The organism is Dorea hominis (assembly GCF_014287705.1).
In the GTDB taxonomy this organism is placed as follows: domain Bacteria; phylum Bacillota; class Clostridia; order Lachnospirales; family Lachnospiraceae; genus Dorea_D; species Dorea_D hominis.
In genome coordinates, this window is record NZ_JACOOY010000011.1 from 39452 (window position 1) to 52352 (window position 12901).

The window sequence follows — 12901 nt, forward strand, 5'->3', positions numbered from 1 at the left end:
AAGATACAGGTATTTTCAGGGAAGCCTTTTTTATATAAAAATCTTCCGGCAGATATGCAAAGTCATATTCTTTGTTATAAAAACCTTGCGCGCTTTTTTTATGTAGAATATACTAAGAAAGAGTACAAACAGAAAAGTACGGAAGAAACAGGAGAAATATATGAGTAAAATAGAATTGATTGCACCATGCCATTTTGGGTTGGAGGCAGTTTTAAAAAGAGAGATCATAGACCTTGGCTATGATATCGCAGAAGTAGAAGATGGAAGAGTGACATTTTACGGAGATGAAGACGCAATCTGCCGTGCCAATATTTTCCTGCGGACAGCAGAGAGAATCCTTGTAAAAGCAGGAAGTTTCAAAGCGGTAACATTTGAAGAATTATTTGACAAGACAAAGAACCTGCCGTGGGAGCGTTATATTCCGAAGAATGGAAAATTCTGGGTTGCCAAGGCAGCGTCTGTTAAGAGTAAATTATTCAGCCCGTCAGACATCCAGTCTATTATGAAGAAAGCAATGGTCAGACGGCTGCAGGAATATTATGGAATCGAGTGGTTTCCCGAAGACGGAGCTTCTTATCCGGTACGTGTATTTTTGATGAAAGATATCGTGACAGTAGGAATCGATACATCCGGTGTGTCCCTGCACAAGAGAGGATACCGTGAAGTTTCCGGCAAAGCGCCGATCACGGAGACTCTGGCAGCAGCACTCATCAAGCTGACACCATGGAAGAAAGACCGTGTATTCGTAGATCCGTTCTGCGGAAGTGGAACATTTCCGATAGAAGCTGCAATGATGGCTGCAAATATCGCGCCGGGAATGAATCGTTCCTTCACGGCAGAAGAGTGGACGAACCTGATCCCGAAGAAAATGTGGTATGACGTGATCAACGAGGCAAATGATCTGATTAAGGACGATATCGATGTGGACATTCAGGGATATGATATCGATGGATCAGTCATTAAGATCGCAAGAAGAAATGCAAGAGAAGCCGGAGTGGATCATCTGATCCATTTTCAGGAGAGAGATGTAAGAAACTTAAGTCATCCGAAGAAATACGGATTTATCGTGACGAACCCGCCTTACGGAGAACGTCTGGAAGATAAGAAAGACCTGCCGGAACTGTATCGTGCATTTGGCGAGAGCTTTGCAGGGCTTGACAGCTGGTCAGCTTACATGATTACTTCTTATGAAGATGCACAGCGTTATTTCGGACGGAAAGCGGATAAGAACCGGAAGATTTACAATGGAATGTTGAAGACATATTTCTATCAGTTTATGGGACCGAAGCCGCCGAGAAAACCGAGAGAGGAGCAGTAGATGAAGAAAATAATATTTGCAACAGGAAATGAGCATAAGATGGTGGAAGTCCGTATGATCCTTGACGGTCTGGGACTGGAGATTCTCTCACAGAAAGAAGCAGAGATTCAGGCAGATGTTGTAGAGGATGGAACCACATTTGAAGAAAATGCACTGATCAAAGCATCCGAGATTGCGAAAATCGCACATGAGATACCGGAATACAAAGAAGCAGTTGTGATGGCAGATGATTCCGGCCTGGAAATCGATTATCTGAACAAAGAGCCTGGAATCTATTCTGCGCGGTACATGGGAGAGGATACTTCCTATGATATTAAAAATCAGGCGCTCTTAGACCGTCTGGATGGTGTGCCGGACGAAAAACGTACAGCGCGGTTTGTCTGTGCGATCGCAGCTGTACTTCCGGATGGAAGCCATGAAGTTGTGCGCGGCACGATGGAGGGCATTATTGGTCATGAGATTGCCGGAGAAAACGGATTTGGATATGATCCGATTTTCTATCTGCCGGAATGTGGATGTACCAGCGCAGAACTTGCGCCGGAAGAGAAGAACAGACGAAGCCACAGAGGAGAAGGACTTCGGAAAATGCGTGAGATTCTGGAGAATAAGAAGAAATGAAAATACTGATCGTAAGTGATACACATAAGGCTCACGTATCTCTGGAACAGGTTTTGGAGCGGGAGAAGCCGATTGATATGCTTATCCATCTTGGAGATGTGGAAGGCGGGGCTGATTATATAGAAGCACTGGCGGACTGTCCGGTACATATCGTTGCAGGAAATAATGACTATTTCAGTGATCTTCCGCAGGAAGAAGAATTCGTTGTGGAAGGAAATCACATTTTCATTACACATGGACACTATTATTATGTATCTATGGGAGAGAGTGATTTGCTGAAAGAAGCTAAAGGCAGAGACGCTGATGTGGTGATGTATGGACATACACATAAGCCATCGCTGCATGAAGAAGACGGCGTGACGATATTGAATCCGGGAAGTATCTCTTACCCGCGTCAGAGCGGGCGTCAGAAGACCTATATGATCATGGAGATTGATGCATCGGGCATGCCGGAGATTGAGCTGAAATATGTATAAGAAAAGACATGTAAAAAATTGCAAAAAAAAATCAAAAAAGTTATTGACAATATTCGAACCTTGCTATATAATAGCTATTGTGTCACGGAGATACAACAAGATGACACAAAGTAAACAATATCGGGGTGTGGCTCAGCTTGGCTAGAGCGCCTGGTTTGGGACCAGGAGGTCGCAGGTTCGAATCCTGTCACCCCGATAATCTTGCGGGTGTAGTTCAATGGTAGAACACCAGCCTTCCAAGCTGGATACGTGGGTTCGATTCCCATCACCCGCTTTCCGAGTGTCAACAGACATTTGGAAAAGTGATAGTTCTGAGGAGCTTATCCTTAAGAGTCTGTAGCTCAGCTGGATAGAGCAACGGCCTTCTAAGCCGTAGGTCGAGGGTTCGAATCCCCCCAGGCTCGTTAGAACCACAACAATTTAATAATGTGGTACTTAGTTGGACAGCTATAGTTCGATAAGTAATATATGGTGGGTATGGTGCAGTTGGTTAGCGCGCCAGATTGTGGTTCTGGATATCATGGGTTCGAGTCCCATTACCCACCTTTCTTTTTTTCTGTAAAGAGAAAATGTATTATTGGGCTATCGCCAAGCGGTAAGGCACAGGACTTTGACTCCTGCATTCGTTGGTTCGAATCCAACTAGCCCAGTTATATGGGCGTGTAGCTCAGGTGGTAGAGCACTTGACTTTTAATCAAGTTGTCCGGGGTTCGAATCCCCGCACGCTCACTGAATTATAGATGCAAATCCTTTGGGGTTTGCGTTTTTTTGTTTGTGTAGAAAGAAGGAAAAAAAGTGGGAAAACACATGTTTTCTAATAAAGCATTGTGGAAACTGATGGCACCGTTGGCATTTGATCAGTTGCTAAATTCCATGATGGGAACAGTTGGAACAATGGTAGTCAGCAATCTGGGTTCGGCGGCAATCTCAGCAGTCAGTCTGGTAGACGCCATCAACGTACTGATCGTTCAGGCGTTTTATGCACTGGCAGCAGGAGGAACAGTTGTATGTTCCCAATATCTTGGATGCAAAAAAGAAAAAGAAGCAAATGAAGCGGCAAGACAGCTTCTGTTCATCACATTTGTATTGTCTGTGGTGATTGCAGCAATCTGTCTGGCAGCAAATGGACCGCTCCTGCGGTTGATCTTTGGAGAAGTAGAACCACAGGTTATGAAATATTCCAGACAATATTTTATTATTTCAGCGATATCCTATCCGTTTATTGCGTTGTATGATGATGGTTCGTCCATATTCCGTGCACAGGAAAACAGTAAAACGCCGATGATGATTTCACTGTGTGCAAATATTCTGAATCTCATATTAAATATACTGTTTGTATGGGGATTTCATATGGAAGTTATCGGTTCGGCAACAGCGACCATGTTGTCGCGTGCATTTTCGATGATTGCAGTGCTGTGTCTTCTGCGTCGTCCGGAACTTATTATCCGCCTGAGGGGGTATCTTAGTATTCGCCCTATCTGGTCACAGATCCGCCGGATTCTGTATCTTGGTATTCCGTCGGGAATCGAAAACAGTATGTTCCAGTTTGGTAAACTGGCAATCCAGTCTACGGTGTCTATGATGGGGACGGCCGCAATTGCTGCGCAGGGAATGACAAATATCCTGGAAAATCTGAATGGTATTCTGGCAATTGGAATAGGTGTCGGACTGATGACGGTAGTCGGAGAATGTATGGGAGCCGGAAGAAAAGATGAGGCAGCCTACTATATTAAGAAGATGACAGCCGTGTCAGAAGTTGTCGTGATTGCAAGCTGTCTGCTGATCTTTGCGCTCGTACATCCAATTACGATTTTCGGTGGAATGGAAGCAAAGAGTGCAAAAATGTGTATTTTCATGGTTGGCTGTATCACCATTGCAAAACCAATTGTGTGGTCGTTGGCATTTATACCGGCATACGGTTTCCGTGCAGCCGGGGATGTGAAATTTACGATGGTTACATCGGCGCTCATCATGTGGTTTTGTCGTGTCACACTTGCGATGTTTCTTGCGAGAGTGCTCGGTTTTGGACCGATTGCAGTATGGATCGGAATGTTCACTGACTGGTCAGTCCGTGCGATTATTTACAGTATCCGCTTTAAAAGTGGAAAATGGATGGAGCATCAGGTTATTTAAGGAAAATTTTCAAAATGTCCCGGAAATAACAGGAAACAGATGATTATAAAAAACCAGTTGACAAATATGCAGAAAATATAGTATATTATTTAGGCAGTTCGCATGCGGATGTGGCGGAATTGGCAGACGCGCCAGACTTAGGATCTGGTGTCCCCGACGTGCAGGTTCAAGTCCTGTCATCCGCATTTGCTACATGATATAATATCAATTACGAAGAAGATCATCACGAAAGTGGTGGTCTTTTTTGTTATAGCGACGAGGAAAATGCGCCATGTGTGCATGGCGGCATTTGACGACCGCTAATCAGCGGATAAAACTCACAAGGGGAGTTTTATCGCTGAGTATACGATGAACAGGCGAGATGGTGTACGAAGTATACAAAAGAGGGAGAGCCCGGGGTATGACGACAATGAAAAGTACACGCGTATATGTGGAGTATTGTTTGATTATTGTATATATAAGCACTAATGTATTTTAATACATAAATGCTACGAAATGTTGCAAAACGAAAATGGGTTACAGAGAATAATCGCGCTTGACACAGAAAACAGAATATTTATGAATCCTTGAAAGAATGTACATATTGCACAATAATGACAATCATTATCGCTTTTATATTTATAGAAAATAATAATAAATTGATAATTATTGGTAATATTTATTAGATATACCGGGGGGGGGTAATGATATAATATTAACAATGCATAAATCAAAGAGGCAACTATGAGAAAGGGAGCTTTAGAGAGATGTGTAAAAACTTTAGAGGAGGAAGCAAAATGTTTAAGAAATCATCATTGCTCAAAAGGGTAATGGCAGTTGCTCTGGCTGTTCTCGTCTCAGTCGGAACTTTAGGCGTGTCATCTACCAGCGCGTTAGCGGCAAGCAAACTTACTGTGAAACCCGCATCGAAAACAATTGCTGTTGGAAAAACAGTAGATCTTAAGGCGAACAAATCCGTAAATTGTCCGTAGTAAAGGGATCAAAATACGTGAAACTGACAAGCAAAAAGGCAAAGAGCGTAAAAGTGAAAGGTCTGAAGAAAGGAACTGCAGTTGTAAAAGCAAAAGCAGGTTCTCAGACGAAGAAAGTTACAATTAAAGTATTACCGGTATTAACTGTAAAAGCATCAGCTACAACAGTAGAAGCTGGCAAGAAAGTAACTTTAAAATCTAACAACAGCGCAAAATGGTCAATTACAGCAGGAAAGGATGTTGCAAAACTCTCTTCCGCAAAATCTACAAGTGTTGTAGTTACAGGTGTGAAAGCCGGAACAGTAACTGTAAAAGCTACAGATGCTAAGACAGGTATTGTGAAATCTGTAAAGATTAAAGTTACAGCTAAAAAAGATACAACAGATCCAGTAGATCCGACACCAACACCGGATCCGGAACCGGATCAGCCGGACGCAGATGATTTTGTGCCGGAGACAGCTACAACAGAAGAAGTTGAAGCTATGATGAATGATGCTGATGATAAGACGGAACTGGTTGATGCAAGACCGCAGGAAGCATACGCAGGATGGGCACTTCAGGGCGCTAAGAATGGCGGACATCTGAAAAATGCAGTTCTGTATTCTGCAAGATGGCTTGACTTCAGCATTTCCAGCTCAAAACGTGAGAAGAGTTTGAAAAACTACAATACAGCAATCGACTTAAATGCAGATAAGACATATATTATATATGATTATACAGATAAAAAGGATGAAGCTGTAAATGTAGCAAAATACTTCTACAAACAGGGTGTTAAGAATGTAAAAGTTTACAATGCAAAAGATATGATCGATGCAGGAACAAATGTAGAGTCTTACAAGAATTACGATCGTTTCCTTCCATCAGAGATCGTAAAAAATATTTCTGACTACAAGACAGGAAACACAGATTCATTATCTTCACTTACAAAATCAGTATTCAGCGAAGCTGATATGGATAAGATTGTTCTGATTGATGTAAGCTACGGAAACGTAAAAGAATCTTCTTACCTGACAACAGGACATGTTCCGGGCGCTGTTCATATGAATACAAATACATATGAGAGACCTCGTTCATACACACCGGAAAAACGTGAGAAATATTCCATTGAGTATAGCCTGATTCCACTGGAGGAGATGCGTGACAGCATTTGTCCGGAATACGGAATTACAAAAGATTCTATCGTAATCGGAATGTCAAGTGATGGACGTCCGATCGCAAGACTTGGATATATGTTAAGATCTCTCGGAGTAAAATACTACGGTATGAGTGGTCTTATGAATGCATGGAACTACAACGGATATCAGCTTGACAACAAGAATGTTGTAAAACCGACATCTGTAGATTCTTTCGGATCAGACAAGATCGCAAGCCCGAATGAACTTGCATGGATGGATGAAGTAAAAGATATGATCAGCAAAAATGGAGAAGATGGAAACAACCACACAGCAGGAACACTTGTTGGAGGAGACAGCATCAGTTCTACATACAGCTATCACGATTTGTTAGGAAAAGTTCCTGGCTCATTCGAAGCAAATGGAATGTACTTTGAAAATGCAGACGGAACACCGGCTATGAAAGAAGTAATCCTTGCAGGTTACGAGAAAAATGGCATCCCGACAGATAAATCCATCATCCAGTTCTGTGGCGATGGTTGGGGAGCTGCAAGAGAAGCTTACAATGCACAGTCTGTAGATATCAACAATGTCAGAGCATGGGGCGAAGGCTGGGTTGTATGGGCTAACCGTGGAAACTGGTTTATCGACTATGCCGGAAGAAAAGTAAAATACGACAAATATCTTGATGAAGTTGTAGATGAAAGCGGAAACATTGTAACAGACGCTAAAAATAGGAAACCAGAATAAGAAAAGAGCAGATAAAGGAGCGTTTTTATGAAGTCAAATATAAAAGCTATCATGAAAAAAGCTGTGATTTTCGCTCTGGTTTTTGTAATGGCAATTACCTTTGATGCTGCAGATGCTTTTGCAGCATCAAAGAAACCAAAAAAGATTTATGTAACGCCAACAAAGAAGACTCTTACGGTTGGCAAAAAAGTGAAGATTAAAGTAAAAACTGTGAAACCGAAAAAAGCAAGCAAATCTGTCAAATATAAAAGCAGTAACAAGAAAATTGCAACGGTTTCCTCAAAGGGAGTTGTAACAGCGAAAAAAGCTGGAAAGACAACCATTACTGTAACTTCCAAAAAGAACAAAAAAGCGAAAGCAAAAGTGAAAATTACGGTAAAAGCAAAACCGAAGAAGATAACACCAAAGCCGACGCCTACACCAACACCGAAACCAACAAAACCAAAAAAAGCGATTGTTATTTATTTCGCGCGTGGTGAGAATATTGAAGATGCAGAGGAAGTTTACAACAAACTGGCATCAGGTAATCCGGAATCTGGCTATGTGAACGAAGGGCAGACACCGATCGATGCTATGACTTCTGCAAGTGTGCTGAAGGACAGCACAGGTAAGATCACCGGTAACAATGGTCTCCTGGCAGAGTGGATTGCAGGCGCATTGAATACAAAGACTTATTCCATCCGTACAAAGAGTCTGTATCCTAAGACAAAGAAAGAGACACAGACAATTGTCCAGGATCAGGAAATGGCTATGGGTATTGCTCCCGACGTAGAAGAATGTACGGAAGACTTAAGCCAGTATGATGTTGTTTATCTTGGATTCCCGAATTGGTATGGCCAGCCGCCACGTGCCCTTTATACTTTTATGAAGGAAAACAATCTGGATGGCAAGACAATCGTACCATTCTCTTCCTGCGACCAGATTAAAGCCGGTGGTTATGGTTTTGGAGATGCAATTAATGTCCTGAAAGCTAAACTTCCAAATTCTGTTGTAATGGGAGAAGAAGACGGAAAGCTCTTAACCCGCAAAATGGTTCCGGATGCAAAAGAAGAAGTAGAAGAGTGGGTTGCAGAAGTAAGCAAAAAAGTTGAAACAGCAAAGGCAGATCCGTTAAAGACTGTTGCAGGACAGAAAGAAGCAGCAACAAAACTCCTTGGTCAAACACTTTCCAAGGAAGAAATTGCTGAAAAAGTCGGAAAGTATAATAACATGACCGTTGATGTCAATGGTTGTACACACGGCGTATCCTCGGTTAGATTTTTCTATAATGGATTTACGATTTATTGCAGAGCAGCAAAAGATGCGAATGATAATGTAATTCAGAATCAGTATACACTCATTTCAATTGATTAACTGATAAGAAATTAAGGATAAATAAAAGTAAATATGGAAAGGGGAGGTTTCCCCAGAACATAAAAGAAGCAGCTCTGTGTTATGTACCGTATCTGGTATATAATACGGAGCTGCTTTTGCTTTATTAAATATATTCAATAACCTAACTATAACATTTGTAGAAAACTGTTAATAAAATTTTCTACAGATGAAAAATACAATCTTGCGTAACATGTTCTGTCAGCATAGAGGGTATTGGAATAAAGGACAGTCTTTCAATTGACTATCGTATCACATATTTTCTTACAAAGCAGCTTACAACACCCAGCGCGCAGAGTGGCAGAAGAGCGGAAGCAAGTCCGCCGTAGAGTTGCAGTGCTCCTTTTAAACCCTGAAGCGGAGCGGGAGAAGCCGGGATCAGATTTTCAAAATACAGAGACAGATATGCACCTGCATAGATGAAAATAAAAGAAAACAAGCCTTTGCCTTTATCGTAACGGTGTCCGCGTTTCCCATAAGTACTGCTTCCGAAAAGCACGATTAAAAATGTGACTGCTTCCACGAGAAGCAGGAATAAGGCAACACCAAGATAAGCCCCCAGAATATAATTCTTCTGTGCGACCGCCGCAGCAATATTTCCGTAAGCCGGAGCGTTTTTCCAGAATGTCAGTCCCAGCATGCAGAAAATAATAGCAATGAGTACCAGAGTTCCGGCACGGAGCAGGAGATTCAACGTCTTGCGTGTTGCTTTAGCAGCGATCTTTCCACCGGTTGCTGCGCCTTTCTTCAAAGGAGACAGAAAATTTGGCAGATGAAAACCGCCCTTTTTGTGCCCGCCTTTATCAGAAGAACGTTTTTTGTCAGAATCATTGCCGGATACCTTGCCGCCGCGCTTCCGTTTCATATATTCTTCCGGCGTCTCATCGAATGAAGTAGTATAATTTTCTTCCACATAATCGATATGCTTTGTTGTATCCAGATCGGAAAGACTGGAAAGTACATCTTTGTAATTATCGTCTGTATCAATGTTAATATCAGGAAGATCCCCTTCGTAGATCACTTCAAAATCATTGTCGAAGATATCTTTTCCCTTATTTGCAGTATTCATACTCATAAAAAATCCCTCCTAAAACGATTTACATTTTAGTATCTATATCGAATGGATACAATAGATATCACAAAAATTTCAGGAAGACATAAGGTTTTCTTTAGATTTAGAATTGTGTATAATAGAAAACAATCGAACTAAGGTAAATGATGTAAAATAACTATCATGAGTAATAATTGGAGATACAGGAGAGCATTGTCATGAAAATAAATGGAAATAAAATAGAAGGATTTGTATTTGATATGGACGGTCTGCTGCTTGATTCGGAGCGGATTGTGCAGAGATCGTGGGAGCTGTCCGGCAAAGAACTCGGAATAGAAGGAATGGGGCAGCAGATCTACCATACACTGGGAATGAATGCAAAAAGCCGCAGACAGTATTTTAAAAATGCGATCAGCGCAGATTTTCCTTATGAAGAATTTCAGAAACTGACATCCAAATATTTTTATCAGATTACAGATACAGAGGGACTTCCGGTGAAAAAAGGAGCAGCAGAGTTACTGGAATATGCAAAGACGCATGACTACAAGACCGCAGTGGCAACTTCGTCAAGCAGAAAGTATGCAGAGCGTGTACTGATGGATGCGGGACTTTATCAGTGGTTTGACGGCGGTGTATTTGGCGATATGGTAACAAAAGGAAAACCAGATCCGGAAATCTATCTCCGTGTCTGTGAGAGTATTGCACTGCGTCCGGAAAACGGACTGGCATTTGAAGATGCACCGGGCGGAATTCGGTCGGCGGTGGCAGCAGGATTACATACCATCATGATTCCGGATCTGCTCCAGCCGGCAGAAGAGATAAAAAAGCTGATTTACCGGAAGTTTGCTGATCTTGGGGAAGTGATTCCGTTTTTAGAGGGGAGTGTATAATTTTCAATCATAAAAACTCTTTGGAATTATATTTTCCAATGAGATATCATGGGAAAATTATGCAATATGGTGTGTTTCATACATAATAAAAAGAAGACTGGATGTATGCTGAGGTGTTCTCAATATACAGCTGGTCTTCTTTTGTTATGTCCATGTTTTTTTGACAAGTTTACACGGCGTATCCGTATTAGTCTTCTTTTGCGAATACTTCTTTTCCCATACCACAGATCGGGCAGAGCCAGTCGTCCGGCAGATCTTCAAAAGCTGTTCCGGGAGCGATACCGCCATCCGGATCCCCATTTTCCGGATCATAAACATAGCCGCAAGGTTGACATACATATTTTTCCATCTTTTCTCCTCCGTTAGAAACCTTTCGTGTCCTTGTCCGGGATATTTTCCCAAACATCATCTTATAGTTATAGCATACATCATATCGGACAAAAATGCTATATCTCTTTAGACCAGCGTCCAGATGCTCCGCAAGGGAGGACAAGGCCGGTGCTGCTGACCGGAAGACCGATTTCCTGGGATTCTACATGTCCGTGCCATGGTGCAAGTTCTGTCGCGATCATATAAGTCAGAACAGCAGGTGCCAGACCGGTTGTGTAGGAATTTACAAGGAAGAACAACGGATCGGCAGAGAGTATCTTCGTACATAATTTGATAAGCGGATGAATGGCATCCTCGATTTTCCAGATTTCTCCTTTTGGACCTCTTCCATAAGAAGGTGGATCCATGATGATCGCATCATAGTGATTGCCACGGCGGATCTCACGTTCTACAAATTTCACACAGTCATCGACAAGCCAGCGAATCGGTTTATCGGATAAACCGGAAGATGCTGCATTTTCCTTCGCCCATGTAACCATTCCCTTGGACGCATCTACGTGTGTAACACTTGCTCCGGCTGCGGCAGCCGCAAGAGTAGCGCCTCCGGTATAGGCAAAAAGGTTCAGAACTTTTACCGGTCGTCCGGCGTTTTTGATTTTATCGGAGAACCAGTCCCAGTTGGTTGCCTGTTCCGGGAAAAGTCCGGTATGTTTGAAGCTGAATGGTTTCAGATTAAATGTCAGCTCTTTATAATGAATCTGCCACTGTTTTGGTAAATCGAAAAATTCCCATTCGCCACCGCCTTTTTTACTGCGGTGATAATGTCCGTTCGGATGTTTCCAGCCACTGTTTGTCTTTTTGGTATCCCAGATTACCTGCGGATCCGGGCGCACAAGAAGAAAATCACCCCAGCGTTCCAGTTTTTCTCCTTTGCTGCAATCTATTACTTCATAATCTTTCCATTGATCTGCAATCCACATAATTAAAAACCTTTCTCATGATTTGTTAGCATAGTCATTCATGAAAGATTATAGCATGGCGGAAAAGAAAAAGAAAGCCTATAGACATCTTCTATAATAATGGATATATATTAAAAAACTCTATTTGAAGCACGGGACAGGAGTTTATATAATAGAAAGAGAAGAACAGTTGGAAAAACAGACAACTATGGGAGGAAATGATTATGCTGATCGATACACATATGCATGAGATGACATATTCCAAAGACAGTTTTCTGAAACTGGATGAGATGGTACGCATTGCCAGGGCAAAAGGACTGGACGGAATCTGCATTACAGATCATGACAGCATGGGGCTTAAGGAATATGCAGCAGAATATTCCAGACGTGAGAATTTCCCGATCTTTACAGGAATTGAATTTTTCTCCCTGCAGGGCGATATAGTGGCATTTGGAATTGAAGAGTATCCGAAAGAACGGATACCTGCACAGGATTTTATTGATCTTGTCAAAGCGCAGGGCGGCGTGTGTTTTGCAGCACATCCATTTCGCAATAATAACAGAGGACTGGAAGATAATTTACGCACCGTGCACGGACTGGATGGGTTGGAAGTCTTGAATGGAAGTACGTCGCTTGAAGCATGTTATAAGGCTGCTGAATATGCAGAAGAACTTGGACTTTTCACACTTGGTTCCAGTGACTGTCATGTACCGGAGAAAGTTGGTGTATGCGCCACTTATTTTCCGGAGAAAGTACATACAATGGAAGAATTTCTGGAAGTGTTTAAAAAAGGAACGATGTGTCCGGCTTTTTATAAGGATGGACAATATCATATAATTACAAATAAGAAATCTATTTACCTTTCCGCACATCAATGATAGAATATATCTATATAAGATAAAAAAGGGAAGGCATGAAAGGA

At 42.0% G+C, this 12901-nt stretch carries 12 protein-coding genes and 7 tRNA genes; 16 read left to right on the plus strand and 3 right to left on the minus strand.

The genetic code is table 11. The features are described 5' to 3' along the window. The first annotated feature begins 160 nt into the window (after positions 1–160). The 14 genes from H8S07_RS09305 (at position 161) to H8S07_RS09370 (ending at position 8731) form a co-directional block, all read left to right on the plus strand. Entirely contained in the window at positions 161–1318 is a 1158-nt protein-coding gene (locus H8S07_RS09305; RefSeq protein ID WP_021860178.1) for a THUMP domain-containing class I SAM-dependent RNA methyltransferase, read from the plus strand. Beyond that, positions 1319–1936 (plus strand): RdgB/HAM1 family non-canonical purine NTP pyrophosphatase, encoded by a 618-nt coding sequence (gene rdgB / locus H8S07_RS09310; protein ID WP_186855931.1) that lies wholly within the window; start codon positions 1319–1321, stop codon positions 1934–1936. After that, a complete protein-coding gene (locus H8S07_RS09315; protein ID WP_186855932.1) occupies positions 1933–2412 on the plus strand; it encodes a metallophosphoesterase family protein in 480 nt (159 codons plus the stop codon). Before rdgB ends, H8S07_RS09315 begins: the two co-directional genes overlap by 4 nt. 121 nt (positions 2413–2533) lie before the next feature. Beyond that, positions 2534–2608 (plus strand) — tRNA-Pro (locus H8S07_RS09320). Positions 2609–2615: 7 nt separating this feature from the next. Further along, positions 2616–2686: transfer RNA gene (locus tag H8S07_RS09325), tRNA-Gly, on the plus strand. Positions 2687–2742: 56 nt separating this feature from the next. Continuing rightward, a tRNA-Arg gene (locus H8S07_RS09330) sits at positions 2743–2816 on the plus strand. Between the two features lie 67 nt (positions 2817–2883). After that, positions 2884–2957 (plus strand) — tRNA-His (locus H8S07_RS09335). 33 nt (positions 2958–2990) lie between these two features. Next, positions 2991–3062: transfer RNA gene (locus H8S07_RS09340), tRNA-Gln, on the plus strand. A 6-nt stretch (positions 3063–3068) separates the two neighbouring features. Continuing rightward, positions 3069–3141 (plus strand) — tRNA-Lys (locus tag H8S07_RS09345). A gap of 78 nt (positions 3142–3219) precedes the next feature. After that, positions 3220–4545, plus strand: coding sequence for an MATE family efflux transporter (locus H8S07_RS09350; RefSeq protein ID WP_021859798.1), 1326 nt, complete (start codon positions 3220–3222; stop codon positions 4543–4545). A 104-nt stretch (positions 4546–4649) separates the two neighbouring features. Beyond that, positions 4650–4730, plus strand: a tRNA-Leu gene (locus tag H8S07_RS09355). Between the two features lie 561 nt (positions 4731–5291). After that, the gene (locus tag H8S07_RS09360; RefSeq protein WP_186855933.1) at positions 5292–5516 is read left to right on the plus strand and encodes a hypothetical protein; all 225 of its coding nucleotides are present in this window, start codon (positions 5292–5294) and stop codon (positions 5514–5516) included. 17 nt (positions 5517–5533) lie between these two features. Next, on the plus strand, positions 5534–7378 hold the full coding sequence (locus H8S07_RS09365) for a rhodanese-like domain-containing protein (protein ID WP_186855934.1): 1845 nt from the start codon (positions 5534–5536) through the stop codon (positions 7376–7378). 27 nt (positions 7379–7405) lie between these two features. After that, positions 7406–8731, plus strand: a complete 1326-nt coding sequence (locus H8S07_RS09370; RefSeq protein WP_186855935.1) for a flavodoxin — start codon at positions 7406–7408, stop codon at positions 8729–8731. 262 nt (positions 8732–8993) lie between these two features. Here the strand turns inward: H8S07_RS09370 and H8S07_RS09375 are convergent, their stop codons facing one another. Continuing rightward, positions 8994–9824: a hypothetical protein gene (locus tag H8S07_RS09375; RefSeq protein WP_186855936.1), complete on the minus strand. Its 831-nt coding sequence runs from the start codon at positions 9822–9824 to the stop codon at positions 8994–8996. 194 nt (positions 9825–10018) lie between these two features. On the opposite strand from H8S07_RS09375, the gene H8S07_RS09380 reads away from it, so the two are divergent. After that, positions 10019–10690: an HAD family hydrolase gene (locus H8S07_RS09380; protein WP_186855937.1), complete on the plus strand. Its 672-nt coding sequence runs from the start codon at positions 10019–10021 to the stop codon at positions 10688–10690. 187 nt (positions 10691–10877) lie between these two features. Here the strand turns inward: H8S07_RS09380 and rd are convergent, their stop codons facing one another. Continuing rightward, positions 10878–11039: a rubredoxin gene (gene rd, locus H8S07_RS09385; protein ID WP_117537772.1), complete on the minus strand. Its 162-nt coding sequence runs from the start codon at positions 11037–11039 to the stop codon at positions 10878–10880. 97 nt (positions 11040–11136) lie between these two features. Beyond that, on the minus strand, positions 11137–12000 hold the full coding sequence (locus H8S07_RS09390) for a class I SAM-dependent methyltransferase (RefSeq protein WP_021859794.1): 864 nt from the start codon (positions 11998–12000) through the stop codon (positions 11137–11139). A 203-nt stretch (positions 12001–12203) separates the two neighbouring features. Between H8S07_RS09390 and H8S07_RS09395 the strand changes: the two genes are divergently transcribed. Continuing rightward, positions 12204–12857 carry a PHP domain-containing protein gene (locus H8S07_RS09395; protein ID WP_117537773.1) on the plus strand — a complete coding sequence of 218 codons (654 nt, stop codon included), beginning with the start codon at positions 12204–12206 and terminating at the stop codon, positions 12855–12857. Positions 12858–12901: the final 44 nt, after the last annotated feature.

Coding starts and splice junctions, on each gene's coding strand:
- H8S07_RS09390 (WP_021859794.1), bottom strand. CDS start 12,000: ATGTGGATTGCAGATCAATGGAAAGATTATGAAGTAATAGATTGCAGC.
- H8S07_RS09370 (WP_186855935.1), top strand. CDS start 7,406: ATGAAGTCAAATATAAAAGCTATCATGAAAAAAGCTGTGATTTTCGCT.
- rd (WP_117537772.1), bottom strand. CDS start 11,039: ATGGAAAAATATGTATGTCAACCTTGCGGCTATGTTTATGATCCGGAA.
- H8S07_RS09395 (WP_117537773.1), top strand. CDS start 12,204: ATGCTGATCGATACACATATGCATGAGATGACATATTCCAAAGACAGT.
- H8S07_RS09360 (WP_186855933.1), top strand. CDS start 5,292: ATGTGTAAAAACTTTAGAGGAGGAAGCAAAATGTTTAAGAAATCATCA.
- H8S07_RS09375 (WP_186855936.1), bottom strand. CDS start 9,824: ATGAGTATGAATACTGCAAATAAGGGAAAAGATATCTTCGACAATGAT.
- H8S07_RS09350 (WP_021859798.1), top strand. CDS start 3,220: ATGTTTTCTAATAAAGCATTGTGGAAACTGATGGCACCGTTGGCATTT.
- rdgB (WP_186855931.1), top strand. CDS start 1,319: ATGAAGAAAATAATATTTGCAACAGGAAATGAGCATAAGATGGTGGAA.
- H8S07_RS09380 (WP_186855937.1), top strand. CDS start 10,019: ATGAAAATAAATGGAAATAAAATAGAAGGATTTGTATTTGATATGGAC.
- H8S07_RS09305 (WP_021860178.1), top strand. CDS start 161: ATGAGTAAAATAGAATTGATTGCACCATGCCATTTTGGGTTGGAGGCA.
- H8S07_RS09315 (WP_186855932.1), top strand. CDS start 1,933: ATGAAAATACTGATCGTAAGTGATACACATAAGGCTCACGTATCTCTG.